Origin of the sequence: Cryobacterium sp. Y82 (assembly GCF_002929495.1) — a bacterium.
Lineage (GTDB): Bacteria > Actinomycetota > Actinomycetes > Actinomycetales > Microbacteriaceae > Cryobacterium > Cryobacterium serini.
Map to the genome: position 1 here is coordinate 44,335 of NZ_PJJJ01000033.1, position 16,383 is coordinate 60,717.

Sequence of the window (16,383 nt, forward strand, 5' to 3'; positions counted from 1 at the left end):
TCACGCTGGCCGGCTACCGGTGCGCGATGCCCTCGTGGTTGAGCAGCCAGGCCTTGGTGGGGATACCCTGCCCAGCGCTGTAGCCGGTGATCTGACCGCTCGTCGCCAATACACGGTGACAGCCGATGATGATCGGCACCGGATTCGCGCCGACGGCGCCGCCGATGGCGCGGCCCGAACCCGGCCGGCCAACGTCACTGCCGAGCGCCCCATAGGAGATGACGTTGCCAAAGTTGAGGCTGGCCAACCGCGCCCAGACGCTCCGCTGAAACTCGGTGCCGCGCGTCAGATGCACGGGAAGATCGAACGACTGCCGGGTCCCGGCAAAGTACTCGTCGAGCTGTTCGGCTGCAAGTCGCAACACGGAGGAGGGCGACTCGGGGGTCGAATCTAGCGGTAAGTGACCGTCGGTTTCGATGGAAAGAGAGAGGATACCCTCATCGTCAGCGGTGAGTTCCAGACGGCCGACGGGGCTGGGGAGGCGAAGGAGCTTGTGCGTCGTTTTGGGGAGCTGGGTGACGTGCGTCGGGATGCTGTCCATGATTCGACTGTAGCCGTCGCTCGGCCGACACGTCGCGGGTTTCGGACAGGGGTGTACAGAGGCCCGGCACGCGCACCTGTGCAGGAGGGGGCCGCGCCCCTAGTCTGTAGTGATGGCTCAAATTGAATATCGCAGGCTTGGCTCCTCCGGACTGACCGTCTCGACGATCGGGCTCGGGTGCAACAATTTCGGTCGTACCGGTACCGCGTCGGAAAGCCAGGAAGGCACTACGGCGGTGATCGACGCCGCATTCGAAGCAGGGGTTACGCTGTTCGACACCGCCGATATTTACGGTGCGGAACGAGGACTGAGCGAAACGCTCATGGGACACTCGCTGCGGGACAAGCGCGACCAGATCGTGCTGGCCTCAAAATTCGGCCTGGACATGGGCGGGTCGAACGGTGCGGACTGGGGCGCGCGCGGCTCACGCCGGTACATCCGCTTGGCCGTCGAGGCATCCCTCCGGCGACTGCAGACCGACTGGATCGATCTGTACCAGCTGCACTTTCCCGACCCGTCAACGCCCATCGAAGAGACCCTGTCAACCCTGCACGACCTCATTACCGAGGGCAAGATTCGATACATCGGTCACTCCAACCTATCTGGATGGCAGATCGCGGAAGCCGAGTTCACCGCCCGGATGAACGGTCATCCCGCGTTCATCTCGAGCCAGAACGAATACAGCCTGCTTGCACGTGATGTCGAAGACGAGGTGTTGCCGGCCGTGAACGCCTACGGTCTCGGGTTTCTGCCCTTTTTCCCGCTTTACAATGGCCTGTTCACCGGCAAATTCTCGCGCACGGGCGGGCCGGCAGACAGCCGCATCATGATGATCAGGCGCCATCTCGCCGACGATGCCCCGTGGGACGTGATCGAGCAGTATCAAAAATGGTGTGACGCGCGCGGGGTGAGTATGCTGGCCGCGACGTTCGCCTGGCTACTGGCGCAGCCGGGACTGACCAGCGTCATCGCCGGCGCCACCAAGCCTGAGCAAATCATTCAAAACGCGGATGCCGCGGCGTCCTGGCAGCCGTCGGTCGACGAGGTTGCGTTTATTTCCAACCTCTTCGCCTGACCTCACTCTGGGAGAACTTCGTGCTGTGGTCCTTGCTCGTGCGTTACCTGCGTCCATACTGGAAGCTGCTTCTGGGAGTGATTCTCTTTCAACTGGCCCAATCGATCGCCTCTCTCTTTCTGCCCACCCTCAACGCCGACATCATCGACGAGGGCATCGCAACCGGTGACACCGGCTACATTCTGCGTGTTGGCGGACTGATGTTGCTGATCACTTTCGCGCAAATTGTCTGCGCGATCGTGGCTGTGTACTTCGGCGCGAAGGTGGCGATGAAGGTCGGGCGTGACCTTCGCGGGGCCGTCTTCAGCAGGGTGGGCGAGTTCTCCGAGCAAGAGGTCACCCGGTTCGGGGCCCCATCGCTCATCACCCGCTCCACCAACGACGTGCAACAGGTGCAGATGCTCGTGCTCACTACCTGCACCTTGCTGGTAACTGCACCCATCCTCAGCATCGGCGGTGTGATCATGGCGATCCGTCAGGACGTGCAGCTGTCCTGGCTCATCGCGGTGAGCGTGCCGATTCTGCTCATCGCCGTCGGATTCATCGTGGTCAAGATGGTGCCCCTGTTTCGCAAGATGCAGACCCGCATTGACACCGTCAACCAGGTGCTGCGGGAACAGCTCACCGGCATCCGGGTCGTGCGCGCCTTCGTCCGTGAAGACGTGGAGGTCGCTCGGTTTGCCCGGGCTAATCAGGATGTCACCGACCTCGCCCTCAGCTCGGGTCGGCTGATGGCGCTCATGTTTCCCATCGTGATGCTCGTGCTCAATGTGTCCAGCGTCGCCGTGATTTGGTTCGGCGCGTTTCGCATCGAAGACGGATCGATGCAGGTGGGTACGCTGATCGCGTTCCTCAGCTATCTCATGCAGATTCTCATGGCCGTCATGATGGCCACGTTCATGGCCGTCATGATCCCGCGTGCTGCCGTCTCGGCGGACCGCGTCGGTGAGGTGCTCGCGACCGAGTCGAGCGTTATGCCGCCCGCCAACCCGGTGAACACAACGGTCGGTCAGGGCGAACTCGAATTGCTCGATGTTGGATTCGCCTATCCGGGCGCCGAACAGCCGGTGCTGCAGAACGTCAGCTTCATCGCCCGTCATGGCCGGACCACCGCGATCATCGGCAGCACCGGCAGCGGCAAAACCACCCTGGTTAATCTGTTGCCGCGCTTGTTCGATGCCACGAGCGGCTCCGTGCTTGTCGACGGCGTCAACGTGCGCGAGCTCAATCCCGACCTGCTCTGGGGGCAGATTGGCCTCGTGCCGCAAAAGCCCTACCTGTTCTCCGGAACGGTGCGCAGTAACCTGCTCTACGGCAAACCGGATGCGACCGAGGACGAACTCTGGCAGGCCCTCACGATCGCCCAGGCTCGGGACTTCGTCACGGAAATGGACGGCGGACTCGACGCACCGATTTCACAGGGAGGCACCAACGTGTCGGGCGGCCAACGCCAGCGCCTCGCGATTGCCCGCGCCCTCGTAAAACGGCCGAAGCTGTACATTTTCGACGACTCATTCTCAGCCCTCGACCTCGCCACCGATGCCCGACTGCGGCTCGCCCTGAAGCAGAGCACCAATGGCGCCACCATGGTCATCGTCGCCCAGCGGGTGTCGAGCATCATCGATGCCGACCAGATTCTCGTGCTCGAAGACGGTCGCATTGTCGGTCGGGGAACCCACGAGGAGCTCCTCGATACAAACACCACTTATCAGGAAATTGTGTTGTCCCAGCTCACCGCGGAGGAGGCAGCGTGAGCGAGACGCACGCCGATGACAAGCCGGCCCCGCGTCCGCAGCGCGGCGGCGGGCCGTTTGGCGGTATGAGCCTGCCGGCCGAGAAATCGATGAACTTCACCGCGTCGGGCAAACGCCTGCTCGGCAAGCTGCGCCCCGAGCGGCTCTGGCTCGTTCTCGTGCTCGTCCTCGCCGTGATCAGTGTCTCGTTTTCCGTACTGGGCCCGCGTCTGCTCGGCGAAGGCACCAACCTGATCTTCTCCGGCGTTGTATCCAAATCGCTTCCGGCTGGCAGTAGCCAGGCCGACGTGATTGCGGGGCTCCGGGCATCTGGTGACAGCACGCAGGCCGACATGCTCAGCGGCATGACGCTGGCACCTGGCCTCGGCATCGACTTTGCGATGCTCTCGACCGTGCTGTTCTGGGCGCTCGCCCTCTACGTGCTCTCCAGCGTGTTCAGCTGGATGCAGGCGTATGTGCTCAACGGCGTCGTGCAGCGCACCGTCTATCGGCTGCGCGAAGAGATCGAGGCGAAGATCAACCGTCTGCCGCTGAGCTACTTCGACAAAAAGCCGCGCGGTGAGCTGCTCAGCCGGGTCACCAACGACGTCGACAATATTTCGCAGAGCCTGCAGCAGTCACTCAGCCAGGTGGTCACGAGCCTGCTCACTGTCATCGGCGTGATTGTGATGATGCTCATCCTCTCGCCGCTGCTGGCCCTGATCGCGCTGGTGACCGTTCCGCTGACCCTCGTGATCACGGCGTTCATCGCGAAGCGTTCCCAGAAACTGTTCGTAGCCCAGTGGGCGAACACCGGTGAACTCAACGGTCAGATCGAGGAGACGTTCACCGGCCATGCACTGGTCAAGGTCTTCGGACGGCAGAAAGAGGTCGACGCCCGGTTCACGGCCAAGAACGACGAACTCTATGAGGCCAGCTTCGGCGCCCAGTTCATCAGCGGCATGATCATGCCGGCCATGACCTTCATCGGCAACCTCGTCTACGTTGCTATCGCGGTCGTCGGCGGACTGCAGGTCGCTTCGGGCGCGATGCAACTGGGGGACGTGCAGGCGTTCATCCAATACTCCCGCCAGTTCACTCAGCCGCTCGCGCAGCTCGGGTCGATGGCGAACCTGCTGCAGTCGGGCGTGGCATCCGCTGAACGCGTCTTCGACCTGCTCGATGCCGACGAACAGAGCGAAGACCCCGACCCTGCCGGCTCACCCACCGAGGTGCACGGACGTCTGGTCTTTGAAAACGTGTCGTTCCGGTACACCAAGGAGAAACCGCTGATCGAGGAACTTAGCCTCGTCGCCAAACCAGGGCAGACCATCGCGATCGTCGGTCCTACCGGAGCCGGCAAGACCACGCTGGTCAACCTCATGATGCGGTTCTACGAGATCGACTCGGGGCGTATCCTGCTCGACGGCGTCGATGTTGTCACCATGACCCGGCACGACCTGCGCAGCCGGATGGGCATGGTGCTGCAGGACACCTGGCTGTTCGGCGGCACGATTCGCGATAACATCGCCTACGGCCGACCGGATGCGACGGAGCAGGAGATTCTCACCGCCGCCGCTGCGACCTATGTGGACCGTTTCGTGCACTCGCTGCCCGACGGCTACGACACCGTGCTCGACGATCAGGGCAGCAACGTGAGCGCCGGCGAAATGCAGTTGCTGACCATCGCCCGCGCGTTCCTGGCGCAGCCGAGCGTGCTCATCCTCGACGAAGCGACAAGCTCGGTAGACACCCGCACGGAAGTTCTCGTGCAGAAGGCGATGAGCGCCCTGCGGGCCGAACGCACGAGCTTCGTCATTGCCCACCGCCTGTCGACGATTCGTGACGCCGATCTGATTCTGGTCATGGAATCGGGCCGCATCGTGGAGCAGGGCAACCACGTGCAGCTGCTTGACGCAAACGGTGCCTACCAGGCGCTGTATGCCGCCCAATTCGCGGCGCCCGTTGCCGACGAGGTCTAGAGGCGACTCCTCCCCAACCGGTCGCCTGGCCGAATCAACCCCAGATTTGGTCCGGCGCGGATCCGCGCGCGGCGGCGCTGGCACTCTGGCGGCATGCATCCCACCATTGTCAAAGCCCAGAAGGCCCAGGACTTTCTGGCACTCGTTCCCCAGCTGCTCGGTTTTGTTCCCGAGGCCAGCGCCGTGCTCGTGGCGTTTCGTGGCAACCGCACCTGCGGCGCGCTGCGTTTCAACCTGCCGGACGACGGCGCACCCCACAAGGTGTACAAACGCATCGCGACGACCCTCGCGGGGATGCTGTGCAAGATTCCCGGAGTGGATGCCGTCGTTCCGGTCATCTACACCGATGATTCCTTTATCGATGCCGTCGGTATCCCGCGCGAACAATTTGCCGAGATTTTGAATCGGCGACTCGAATGGAGCGGTTTTCTGGTGCGCGATTCCCTATGCGTGGCAGCGGATGCCTGGGGAAGCTACCTCGATCCGGAGTGCCCCGCTGGCGGGCATCCACTCAGTGATATTGCTACGTCACCGGTGAACACGGCGGCGAACGAGGAGACGGGGATCAAGACCGTACGCCCGCTTGGCACTCTGCAAAACGGCGCGGATCCGATCGGAGTCAACCTAGCGACCCAGGAACGGCTGGCCCGGATCTACCGGCGGTACCGCCACCTAGTCGCGCGAGCCGAGAACTCTCCACCATTGTTTAGCGCCTTCGGCATTGCACTTGACCCGGTAGCGATCGCTGAGGAGGCACTCACCTGGCCGAATCCGCCCACCGAGGAAAACGCTGCCGCGCTTCTCGTGCTCGTGCAGTCCCCGCCTAACCGCGATCAGATCATGGTGCAGTTCGCCTTTGGGCACGATGAAGGGGTGCGGGCCCACGACATCAACGGGCGGTACGCTCGGCTCCAGCACGAAACCGGGCGCAGCCTCGATGACCTTGTAGCCGAGGAGATCGATATCGGTGACCCGACCGCCGCGCACACCGGCGATATTATGCTCGGCCTGCAGTGCGAACGGCCCGACATTGACCGGATCCGTATCGCGATCACGCTATTACGCACCGTCGTTGCCATGGCTTCTCGATCGGCCAGGCCGGCGCCGCTTTGCATGCTGGCCTGGTTGTCATGGGCACTCGGCAGTGGATCTGTAGCCGGCTTCTTCGTGGACCAGGCCCTTGCCATCGACTCGCAGTACAGCATGGCGATCCTGCTGGAACTGCTGCTCGACTCGGGGCACCTGCCGGAGTGGGCGTTCGCGGTCCCGCGCGACGATGACGGCGATGATGACGTCGCAGTTGATGAGCGCGATGGCTACGAACTCGACGAAGACTTGGACCAAGACTGGGGTGAAGACTTCGACGAGCGCGCAGCCGGCCGCTGAACCTCGTGCGCAGCGGTTACATATACTTCGGTGCCTCCGACAGCACCCCGTGCAGAATCTCGCCCATCTCGGCGAATTCCTTCGGGCCCACGGTCAGTGGGGGAGCGAGCTGGATGACCGGGTCGCCGCGGTCGTCGGCGCGGCAGTACAGTCCGGCCTCGTAGAGCGCCTTCGACAGGTAGCCGCGCAGCAGACGTTCAGATTCCTCGTCACTGAAAGTTTCCTTGGTGCCTTTGTCCTTGACCAGCTCGATACCGAAGAAATACCCGGCACCGCGCACGTCGCCGACGATGGGCAGGTCGAGCAACTTCTCCAGTTCCTTGCGGAATACCGGCGAATTCTCACGAACGTTCTCGTTGAGTTTTTCCTCTTCGAAGATATCGAGGTTGGCCAGGGCAACGGCCGAGGAGACCGGGTGGCCACCGAACGTGTAGCCGTGGTAAAAGGTCGTGTCGCCGTGTTTGAACGGTTCGTAGATACGGTCGCTAATGATGGTCGCGCCGATTGGTGAGTATCCGCTCGTCATGCCCTTGGCACAGGTGATCATGTCGGGTTGAATGTCATAGGTCATCGAGGCGAATATGTTACCAATGCGACCGAACGCCGTGATGACCTCGTCGGCGACCAGGAGCACATCGTACTTGTCGCAAATCTCGCGCACCCGTTTGAAGTAGCCGGGCGGCGGAGGGAAGCAGCCGCCGGAGTTCTGTACCGGCTCCAGGAAGACGGCGGCGACGGTTTCGGGGCCCTCGAACTCGATCATTTCCTCGATGCGGTTTGCGGCCCACTGACCGAACATTTCGAGGTTGTCACCGAGGCCGAGGCCAGGGCTCATCTCGTCGGCCCGATAAAAGTTCGTGTTGGGAACGCGGAAACCACCGGGGGTGACCGGCTCGAACATCTCCTTCATCGCCGGGATGCCGGTGATGGCCAGGGCGCCCTGCGGGGTGCCATGGTAGGCGACATTGCGGGAGATGACCTTGTGTTTGGTCGGGCGCCCCATCAGCTTCCAGTAATACTTGGCGAGTTTGAACGCGGTCTCGACCGCTTCACCGCCTCCGGTGGAGTAGAACACCCGGTTGAGGTCGCCGGGAGCATAGGAGGCGAGCCGATCGGCGAGTTCGATCGCGTTCGGGTGAGCGTACGACCAGATCGGGAAGAAGGCGAGTTCCTCGGCCTGCTTGGCAGCGACTTCGGCCAAACGCTTGCGTCCGTGCCCCGCGTTGACTGTGAACAGGCCGCTGAGGCCGTCAATGTACTGCTTACCCTTGGAATCCCAGATGTGGTGTCCGTGGCCCTTGACGATGATGGGCACTCCAGCGCCGGATTCCATCACCGACTGACGCGAGAAATGCATCCAGAGGTGGTCCTTAGCCTTCTGCTGCAGCTCGGCGTTGTGGGCGTCGCTGAAGGCAACAGTCGTTTCGGTGAGCGTGGTGAGAGTCATTTTTTTTTACCGTGTTCCCCAGTTATAGAACTGTTTATGGAGTTTGAGATAAACGAACGTCTCGGTGGAGAGGACTCCATCGAGATTGCGGATCTTGGAGTTGAGCAGTTCGAGCAGTTCGTCGTCGTCTTCGCAGACGACCTCGGCGAGAATGTCAAAGGTGCCAGCCGTGAGCACGACGTAGTCCACGGCATCGATTGCGGCCAGCTGATCGGCGAGCACACGGGTGTCGGCCGAGGCGCGAATGCCGATCATGGCCTGACGGAAGAAGCCCAGCTGCATCGGGTCCGTTACAGCCACCACCTGCATGACACCGGAGTCAGTGAGTTTCTGTACCCGTTGGCGCACGGCCGCTTCGCTGAGGCCGACGGCTTTGCCGATCTCCGCGTACGACCGACGTCCGTCGACTTGAAGCTGTTCGATGATCTTTTTCGACACATCGTCGAGCTGGGCCGGCTTGAGCGACTGACCGCGCCTTTGTCCATTCATGCATCGATTCTGTCAGTGCGAATACACTTCGGCAAGCGAATCCGTCGCGCATTATGCAAATTACTGCGGATTTCATTTGTGAATCTCCATGCATCTCAAATTGAGATGGATACACTGGGCCGCATGAGCGCCTTCGAACTGCGTAACTTCATCAATGGTCAGTACGTCGACTCCACCGCGGCAAATTGGTTCGACCTCATCGATCCCGCGACCGAAACGGTCTACGGCACTAGTCCTGTATCGAATGCAGCCGATGTGGACTCGGCCTACCGTGCCGCAGCATCCGCTTTCGAAATTTGGGGCGAGACGACCCCGGCCGTGCGGCAGCTAGCGCTGTTTCGCATAGCGGATGCGATCGAGGCGCGTGCCGAAGAATTCGCCGACGCCGAGTCGCTCGACACCGGCAAGCCTCGCTCCACCCTGGTTGACGATGAGATTTTGCTCTCGGTCGACCAGATTCGTTTTTTTGCCGGCGCAGCCCGCAACCTTGAGGGTCGCGCGGCCGGCGAGTATATGACTGACCACACCTCATTCATCCGGCGTGAACCGATCGGTGTCGTCGGCCAGGTCACGCCTTGGAATTATCCGTTGAACATGGCGGTGTGGAAATTCGCGCCCGCGCTCGCCGCCGGCAACACCACGGTGCTGAAGCCCTCGGATACCACCCCAAGCGCGACCCTGCTGCTCGCCGAGGTCGCGGCGGAATTTCTTCCAGCCGGTGTGCTCAACGTGCTCGTCGGCGACCGCACGACCGGTGCGGCCATGGTCGACCACAAAACCCCGCAGCTTGTGTCGATCACCGGTTCGGTGCGGGCAGGAATGGCCGTGGCCGAAGCCGCGTCACACGATTTGAAACGGGTGCACCTCGAGCTGGGCGGCAAGGCGCCGGTCGTGGTGTTCGACGATGCGGATATCGAGCTTGCCGTTGCCGGGATCGTCGCCGCGGGCTTCTTTAATGCCGGTCAGGACTGCACGGCCGCAACCCGGTTGCTCGTGCAAAATGGCATTCACGACGAATTCGTCGCGGCGCTCGCCGTATATGCCCGGGACAACGCCCGCACGGGGGCCCCACGCGAAGCGGGCATTCTGTTTGGACCGGTCAATAACGCCAGCCAGCTTGCCCAGGTAACTGGCTTCGTCGACCGACTGCCCGACCACGCCAGGGTCGAACTCGGCGGACACCGGGTTGGCAGTATCGGATATTTTCACGACGCGACCATCGTGAGCGGACTTTTGCAGACCGATGAGGCGGTGCAGCAGGAAATCTTCGGGCCGATGATGACCGTACAGCGCTTCACCGACGAGGCCGAGGCGCTTCGCTGGGCCAACGACGTGCACTACGGTTTGGCGTCGTCGGTGTGGACCCGCGACCACGGCCGCGCGATGCGCTTCGCCAAGCACCTTGACTTCGGTTGCGTCTGGATTAACACGCATATTCCCATCGTTGCCGAGATGCCACACGGCGGTTTCAAGCACTCCGGTTATGGCAAGGATCTGTCGATATATGGGTTCGAGGACTACACCCGGATCAAGCACGTGATGAGCTACATCGGGCACTAGTCGGTGCAGTGGCCGTGAGCGGTGACGTTATTATGGTCCAAGTCCTTCGGTGAACGTTGGAACGGCGGGGACGAATTCGTGCCCAGACTCGGAAGGCACCACCCGTGACCCAGATTGGTCAAGGTTCGACCGAATTTCGCGTCGAACTGCCCAGCGTTGCCACGACGCTAACGCTGGCATGGGCAGCCCTGACCGATGTCGGCCATCGCCGTGAGGTCAACGAGGACAGCCTCCTCGCCGCCCCGCCCCTGTTCGCCGTCGCCGACGGCATGGGTGGCCATTCGGCCGGCGATGTCGCAAGTGCCGCAGTCGTGACCAGGCTCTCCGAGCTGTCCGGGACTCTCGTGGCGGAGGCTGGTTCGATCGATCGGGCACTCGCTCTCGCCGTGGAGGACATGGCGCAGGGTGTCGGCGTCACCGACCAGGGCACCGGAACCACCGTGACCGGCGTAGCTCTGGCACTCGTCTCGGACGCCGTTAGCTGGATCGTCTACAACATCGGTGATTCCCGGGTCTACCAGCTGACCGGTGGTGTTCTCGAGCAGGTCACCAACGACCACTCGGTCGTGCAGGAACTCGTCGACGCCGGTCGCATCACCCGCGAAGAGGCGGACGTGCACCCGCACGGTAACATCATCACTCGCGCCGTCGGCTTTCACGAACCGCCAATTCCCGACTACCGTATTCTGCCGATCCAGGCCGGCATGCGCATTCTGGTCTGTTCAGACGGACTCACGAAAGAACTCACCCCCTACGGAATTCGTCATTTTTTGCTCGAACAGAAGCTCGCAGCGGATGCCGTCGCGGCGATGGTCGAGGCGGCCCTGGAAAACGGTGGTCGCGACAACGTCACCGCCATCGTGGTTGACGTGCTCGCGGTCGAGCCGTACGAGGCGCCCAACACCTGACCCGACCCCTGCTAGCAAGTATTCCCAGCTATTAGGCATTGCCCACTAGTTGCCCTAGGGTGATAGCTATGAAGCAACCACCGTCCACGCCGGAGGTGCAGCAAGACGCGCAGTCCCTGCGCGGTGTGCTGCCCATGCTGATCCTGAGCCAACTGCACCTCGCCGAATCGTACGGTTACGAACTCGTCGTGCGACTGCAGAACATCGGCCTGGGCGACCTTGCGACCGGCACGGTCTACCCGGTGCTGTCACGGCTCGAACAGGAGGGTTCACTCACCAGCCACCTCGTGGCATCCACAGCTGGACCGGCGCGCAAGTACTACGCACTCAGCCCGGCCGGGGAAAAAGCCCTCATGCTCGCCACGGCGCGATGGCATTCCCTGATTGCGATCGTGCACACGGGGCTGGGCGCCATCCCCACAGCTGAACCAGACGAGCGAGAACCAGCCGGAGAGGAACAGAAATGAACACGCACACCACCGAGGTCAGATCAACGTTTGCAGTCTGGCGTCGCCGCGAGTCCTATCTGTTTCGGTTCGACCTCGCCCTCGAAGAGGCGGTCACTACGCGCGAACGCCGATCGATCCTGCGGGAGATTCGCGACAATATCGAAGTGGATGCCGCCGCCCGCGGCATCGACGCCGCCCTCGACTCGCTCGGCTCTCCTCGCGCCCTGGCCCGAAGTTTCGCCGAGGACGGCCGCAGTAACCGGCCGTCCTGGGTTCGGGCAATCTACTGGTTCACCGGCCTGCTGCTGCTCTGGTGGACCCTGGCCTTCGCGTTCACCGCTGGCATGTTGTCTGCCCTAATGGACAACGGAGCAGAGTCGGCCGAGTCATACTTTCTCGGGCTGCTGGTATCGGCTTTCAACCGTGATTCCGGAATCGGGATTGGTTGGGAAGCCTCCTCTGTCGTCGCCTACATTCCGCTCATGTTCATGGTTATCGCGGCCATCATCGCCGGTCGGCTCTGGCGCGTGCTGACCCGCCGCCGCTAGCACGCCCGTGCCGGCTTAATCCAGACGCGTATTATGGAACGAGTGAATGAGACCCTGCCGCCGTGCCCTGAATGTTCCAGCGACCTGACCTATGAGATGGGCTCCCTGCTGGTATGCCCGCTCTGCGCCCACGAGTGGTCGAACGAACCGGTCGACGAAGAACAGGAAGCCGTTGTCAAGGATGCCTTCGGAACCGTGCTGACCGACGGTGACACCATCTCGATCATCAAGGACCTCAAAGTCAAGGGCCAGTCATTGTCGATCAAGGTCGGCACCAAGGTTCGCAACATCCGTCTCGTCGACCCGGTCGATGGCCACGACATCGACTGCAAGGTCGATGGATTCGGATTCATGCAGCTCAAGTCCAGCCTGGTCAAAAAGGTCTAGGCCAAGCTGATCGTGACGTGTCAGATTTGCGGGGCCTGGTTGCCGGCCTTAGCCATGTTCTGCGGCGAATGCGGCAGCTCCCGTACCGCTACCGTGGAGTCGCGCAAGCGCCGGGACCCTCGCCCCAACGACACGACGATCATTGCGCGGCTGCCGCGCACCACAGTGGTCATCTCCGTACCGATTCCAACAGAGGTGCCGGCGCCCGTTCGGGCCATCGCTGTCGTGACCGTCGCACCAGCCGCCGCACCGCACGCAGTCCCCGCCGCCGCGCTGCCGACCCGGGCGACCTTCGTGTTGACCTTCAGCACCGGTCAGGTGGTCTCCGTGCAAGGCTCCGGCCTAATCGGCCGCAAACCCCTGGCCCAACCCGATGAGATTTTCGACGAACTCATTCGGGTAGCGGATGCCGACCGCTCGGTCTCGAAGACGCACCTCGAGTTCGGCCAGCACGACGGCGAATTCTGGGTCAGCGACCGGGTCTCGGGCAACGGCACCGTGATTCGCCGTCCCGGCGAAACGGCCGAGGTGCTCGAACCGGGCCGACGGTTCGTTTTGCCGCGTGGTACGCGGGTTGAAATCGCTGACCACTCTTTCACTGTCGCCTGAACACCTCCTCCACCGCTGACCAGAACGCCGGTTATGCACCGATAATCACGTCGCGGATGTTTCTCGACCGATAGACGGGTCTGCTGGTTGGGTGTCCGCCGTCGATGAAACCCTCACGCTACCGCCCGCGCCGGCCGTTCTGCCGCCCGCGGGTTTTCCCTTGCTCGCCACTGTGGCGCCCTTGGTCGCTGCAGGAGTGATCTGGATGATCACCGGCTCGGCCTTCGCGCTAATTTTCGCCGTTCTGAGCCCGATCATCGCGGTGGCCAGCATGTTCGACGCGAAACGTTCGGGCCGTAAACGCCGTCGGGCCGAGACGGTTTCGCACGGCGACGCCGTCGCGGTGTTGCGTTTGATGATTACCGAACGTCACACCCGCTGGCGCGACGAAGCCTGGCGGCAGACGCCTTCGGCGAGAAACATTGTGCTCGGGCGTGCGGCAGTCGCGCGTTGGCGACTAACGGAAGGCACGCGCGTCTCGCTGGGCGTTGGCCCGGCCCCGAGCGGCATCCGACTCGGCGGAGGCAGCGGCCCGAACGATAACCGTCAACTGCGGGAGTGGGCTGCAACAGTCACCGGCGCGCCCGTCGTTGTTGACCTGGCCCAGGGGCTTGGTATCGTCGGGCCGGTGCCGCTCGCGGCGGCGCTCGGCCGTGCCGTTGTCGTGCAGGTCACTTTCGCGGTGCCGCCGACCGACTTGGGTGTCGCCGGCCCGAGCGATGCCGGGTCCACCGACTGGGATTGGGTGACACAGTTGCCGCACGTGGCGCCACCGCCGCGCCGGTTTACACTCCGGCTGCGAACCACCACCAGCACCACCGATCCGCTTTATGGGGAACCAGAAAGCGGGCGGCTGTTGCTCGCCCTGGCGATGCGGCTGGAAGACTTGCCGCCGGGCTGCGGAACGGTCGTGCGCGTGAACGGTCCGGCGCGGGCACAGATTATTCGTTCGCCGAATCGGGCGCCCCCTCTGGATTTCTCTCCGGAACTTCTCGCCAGGGCCGAAGCCGTCGATTTTGCGGTAGCACTCGCCGGGCAGGCCAAGTCGGCAGGCCTCGTGAGCACGACGGGGGTGATCCCGGCCATGGTCCCGGTCATGCAACTCCTTGAGCACGTCACCGATGCTTCGGCGATGGATCGGGCGATGGACCGTTCGATGGCCCCATCGAGCCTTGCCTGCCCGATCGGAGTCGGTCGCGACGGGCCAGCTTACCTCGACCTGGTGCAGTCCGGACCTCACGCCGTGGTCGGGGGAACGACCGGTAGCGGCAAGAGCGAGCTCCTGACCACCTGGGTTGCCGCGCTGGCCGCGACGTACTCGCCGCGGCAGGTGAACTTTCTCCTGGTCGATTTCAAGGGCGGTGCGGCCTTTCAACCGCTTGCTCGACTGCCGCATTGCGTCGGACTCATTACCGACCTCGACTCGAATGCGGCCACTCGGGCTCTCGCCAGTCTGGGTGCCGAACTGCTTTACCGGGAGCGCATGCTGAGTGCGGCCGGGGCGCGGGACGTGACCGACGCGCGCCTGGAGCATCCGCTTCCCCGGCTGATTATCGTCGTCGATGAATTCGCGACCATGCTCGGGCTGTTTCCCGAGCTGCACGCGCTCTTTGTAGACATTGCCGCCAGGGGACGGTCGCTCGGGGTGCACCTGATTCTGTGTACCCAACGGCCGGCCGGGGTCGTGCGCGACGCGCTGCTGGCTAACTGCAGCCTGCGTTTGTCGCTCCGAGTGAACAACCGGGCCGACAGCCAGGCCGTGATCGGCACGGATGCCGCGGCCGCGTTGGCACCGAATGAGCCCGGCCGGTGTTTGGTCGCCACGGAAGCCGGAGAACCGGTGCTCTGCCAGATTGCGACGACCGAGGAACTCGACATTGCGAGCATCATCGCGGCGCCACGATCGTCGTCCGGATATGTTCCCAGACGTCCATGGCTCGATGCGCTCCCGCCGATTGTGACCGAGCACGATCTGGAATTGGCGACGGTTGGGGTGGCGCCGGCGACGGGGTATCCGGTCGGGTTGCTCGACGAACCCGAGCGCCAGCGGTACTGCGTGTTCGCCTACGACCCCGACACTGATGGGCACCTATTGGTGGTCGGCGGGGCCGGCTCGGGTAAATCCACCCTGCTGCACACGCTCACCCGGGTGGCCGAACATCGGGTCGAAACCCAACTGGTCACGGCCGACGTGGAGTCGGTTTGGGATGTGCTCCAGACTCTGAGCGCCCGCGTGGAAACCGGGCAGCAGACTTCGGCCTCGCCCCGGTTGGTACTGTTCGACGACTTTGATTCCGTCTGCGCCCGCTGGCAGCCCGACCACCGGCTGGCAGCCGTTGATCTGCTCGTCGGTCTGCTGCGGGACGGACCGGCCGCCGGTGTGCATGTCGTCGTCGCCGTGCAACGACACACGAGCGTGGTTCCGGGGCTGGCAACCTTGTGCCAGAGTACCCTGCTGCTGAAACTGCCGAGCGTGCAGGACCACCTCGCGGCCGGGGGACAATCGGCCGGTTACATCACGTCGCTGCCGCCGGGTGGGGGAGTATGGCGCACCCTGCGCGTGCAGCTGCTGGCACCGACTCCGGGCATGATCATTCCTGCTGTCGTGGTGCCCGATTCGCTACCAGCTCGCGGTCCGCTTCTGATCGTGTCATCGTCGCCGACAAACACGGCCACCCGCCTGCGTAATGCCATGGGTATCCCGGTACTGGAACTTGCCGGAACCAGCGGACCAGCGGCTTCCGCTCTGCTGGATCCAGGCGCTGCGGGCCAAGCGGATGCTGCCGGTCAACTGATTGTCGTCGGTGACGCCGAATCCTGGCAGGTGCACTGGACGTTGCTGGCACGGCTTCGTGGTTCGACGTCGAGCGACCGAGCGGCCAGCCTGGTGTTCGACCGCTGCAGCCTGTCGGACTTTCGGCTGGTTAGTCATCGCCGGGAGCTGCCGCCTCCGCTGGCACCCGGACGTGGACGGGTCTGGATCTTGCACCCCGATGGAGAGGTCACCAGGGCGAAATTGCCGGACTAGCTCAGGGCCTCGGCCAACGGCTGGGGCAGCAATCTGCGCAGCGTCACCTGCCGGATCGTGGCACACCGACGATTTCGCGGGCACACGTTGCAAGTTTGTGCTGATTTCGTGATAGAACGATTGCAAGATCAATGTTTTGACCTCTTTTAGGTGTTTCTACCGCTGATATGTGCAATTATCGACCAACTCGCAACGCAGCGAGCGTGACCGTGTGCGTGCCCAGAACGCTAGGAGAACCATG

The 16,383-nt window shown here is 63.0% G+C and carries 14 protein-coding genes; 11 read left to right on the plus strand and 3 right to left on the minus strand.

From position 1 onward, the window contains the following. Positions 1-13: 13 nt before the first annotated feature. Positions 14-541, minus strand: coding sequence for a methylated-DNA--[protein]-cysteine S-methyltransferase (locus CXY70_RS10070; RefSeq protein WP_104192233.1), 528 nt, complete (start codon positions 539-541; stop codon positions 14-16). A 112-nt stretch (positions 542-653) separates the two neighbouring features. Between CXY70_RS10070 and CXY70_RS10075 the strand changes: the two genes are divergently transcribed. From CXY70_RS10075 to CXY70_RS10090, 4 genes are all read left to right on the plus strand, one after another. Further along, positions 654-1,616, plus strand: a complete 963-nt coding sequence (locus CXY70_RS10075) for an aldo/keto reductase (protein ID WP_104192234.1) — start codon at positions 654-656, stop codon at positions 1,614-1,616. A gap of 20 nt (positions 1,617-1,636) precedes the next feature. Beyond that, a complete protein-coding gene (locus tag CXY70_RS10080) occupies positions 1,637-3,370 on the plus strand; it encodes an ABC transporter ATP-binding protein (protein WP_104192235.1) in 1,734 nt (577 codons plus the stop codon). Between the two features lie 65 nt (positions 3,371-3,435). After that, positions 3,436-5,331: an ABC transporter ATP-binding protein gene (locus CXY70_RS10085; RefSeq protein WP_104192392.1), complete on the plus strand. Its 1,896-nt coding sequence runs from the start codon at positions 3,436-3,438 to the stop codon at positions 5,329-5,331. Between the two features lie 93 nt (positions 5,332-5,424). Continuing rightward, positions 5,425-6,717 carry a DUF4192 domain-containing protein gene (locus CXY70_RS10090; protein ID WP_104192236.1) on the plus strand — a complete coding sequence of 431 codons (1,293 nt, stop codon included), beginning with the start codon at positions 5,425-5,427 and terminating at the stop codon, positions 6,715-6,717. A gap of 16 nt (positions 6,718-6,733) precedes the next feature. Here the strand turns inward: CXY70_RS10090 and CXY70_RS10095 are convergent, their stop codons facing one another. Next, the gene (locus CXY70_RS10095; protein ID WP_104192237.1) at positions 6,734-8,164 is read right to left on the minus strand and encodes an aspartate aminotransferase family protein; all 1,431 of its coding nucleotides are present in this window, start codon (positions 8,162-8,164) and stop codon (positions 6,734-6,736) included. Between the two features lie 6 nt (positions 8,165-8,170). After that, on the minus strand, positions 8,171-8,653 hold the full coding sequence (locus CXY70_RS10100; RefSeq protein WP_104192238.1) for an Lrp/AsnC family transcriptional regulator: 483 nt from the start codon (positions 8,651-8,653) through the stop codon (positions 8,171-8,173). Between the two features lie 123 nt (positions 8,654-8,776). On the opposite strand from CXY70_RS10100, the gene CXY70_RS10105 reads away from it, so the two are divergent. From CXY70_RS10105 to CXY70_RS10135, 7 genes are all read left to right on the plus strand, one after another. Next, positions 8,777-10,213 (plus strand): gamma-aminobutyraldehyde dehydrogenase, encoded by a 1,437-nt coding sequence (locus CXY70_RS10105; protein ID WP_104192239.1) that lies wholly within the window; start codon positions 8,777-8,779, stop codon positions 10,211-10,213. Between the two features lie 104 nt (positions 10,214-10,317). Beyond that, entirely contained in the window at positions 10,318-11,121 is an 804-nt protein-coding gene (locus tag CXY70_RS10110) for a PP2C family serine/threonine-protein phosphatase (RefSeq protein WP_369852395.1), read from the plus strand. A gap of 68 nt (positions 11,122-11,189) precedes the next feature. Beyond that, positions 11,190-11,588, plus strand: a complete 399-nt coding sequence (locus CXY70_RS10115; protein WP_104192240.1) for a PadR family transcriptional regulator — start codon at positions 11,190-11,192, stop codon at positions 11,586-11,588. Then, on the plus strand, positions 11,585-12,118 hold the full coding sequence (locus CXY70_RS10120) for a hypothetical protein (RefSeq protein WP_104192241.1): 534 nt from the start codon (positions 11,585-11,587) through the stop codon (positions 12,116-12,118). Before CXY70_RS10115 ends, CXY70_RS10120 begins: the two co-directional genes overlap by 4 nt. Positions 12,119-12,151: 33 nt before the next feature. Then, a complete protein-coding gene (locus CXY70_RS10125; RefSeq protein WP_146066109.1) occupies positions 12,152-12,505 on the plus strand; it encodes a zinc ribbon domain-containing protein YjdM in 354 nt (117 codons plus the stop codon). A 54-nt stretch (positions 12,506-12,559) separates the two neighbouring features. Further along, the gene (locus tag CXY70_RS10130) at positions 12,560-13,114 is read left to right on the plus strand and encodes an FHA domain-containing protein (RefSeq protein ID WP_146066110.1); all 555 of its coding nucleotides are present in this window, start codon (positions 12,560-12,562) and stop codon (positions 13,112-13,114) included. A 91-nt stretch (positions 13,115-13,205) separates the two neighbouring features. Continuing rightward, entirely contained in the window at positions 13,206-16,142 is a 2,937-nt protein-coding gene (locus CXY70_RS10135) for an FtsK/SpoIIIE domain-containing protein (protein ID WP_104192244.1), read from the plus strand. Positions 16,143-16,383 lie beyond the last annotated feature (241 nt).

Coding starts and splice junctions, on each gene's coding strand:
- CXY70_RS10095 (WP_104192237.1), bottom strand. CDS start 8,164: ATGACTCTCACCACGCTCACCGAAACGACTGTTGCCTTCAGCGACGCC.
- CXY70_RS10090 (WP_104192236.1), top strand. CDS start 5,425: ATGCATCCCACCATTGTCAAAGCCCAGAAGGCCCAGGACTTTCTGGCA.
- CXY70_RS10075 (WP_104192234.1), top strand. CDS start 654: ATGGCTCAAATTGAATATCGCAGGCTTGGCTCCTCCGGACTGACCGTC.
- CXY70_RS10070 (WP_104192233.1), bottom strand. CDS start 541: ATGGACAGCATCCCGACGCACGTCACCCAGCTCCCCAAAACGACGCAC.
- CXY70_RS10085 (WP_104192392.1), top strand. CDS start 3,436: ATGAGCCTGCCGGCCGAGAAATCGATGAACTTCACCGCGTCGGGCAAA.
- CXY70_RS10120 (WP_104192241.1), top strand. CDS start 11,585: ATGAACACGCACACCACCGAGGTCAGATCAACGTTTGCAGTCTGGCGT.
- CXY70_RS10130 (WP_146066110.1), top strand. CDS start 12,560: ATGTTCTGCGGCGAATGCGGCAGCTCCCGTACCGCTACCGTGGAGTCG.
- CXY70_RS10100 (WP_104192238.1), bottom strand. CDS start 8,653: ATGAATGGACAAAGGCGCGGTCAGTCGCTCAAGCCGGCCCAGCTCGAC.
- CXY70_RS10115 (WP_104192240.1), top strand. CDS start 11,190: ATGAAGCAACCACCGTCCACGCCGGAGGTGCAGCAAGACGCGCAGTCC.
- CXY70_RS10125 (WP_146066109.1), top strand. CDS start 12,152: ATGGAACGAGTGAATGAGACCCTGCCGCCGTGCCCTGAATGTTCCAGC.
- CXY70_RS10105 (WP_104192239.1), top strand. CDS start 8,777: ATGAGCGCCTTCGAACTGCGTAACTTCATCAATGGTCAGTACGTCGAC.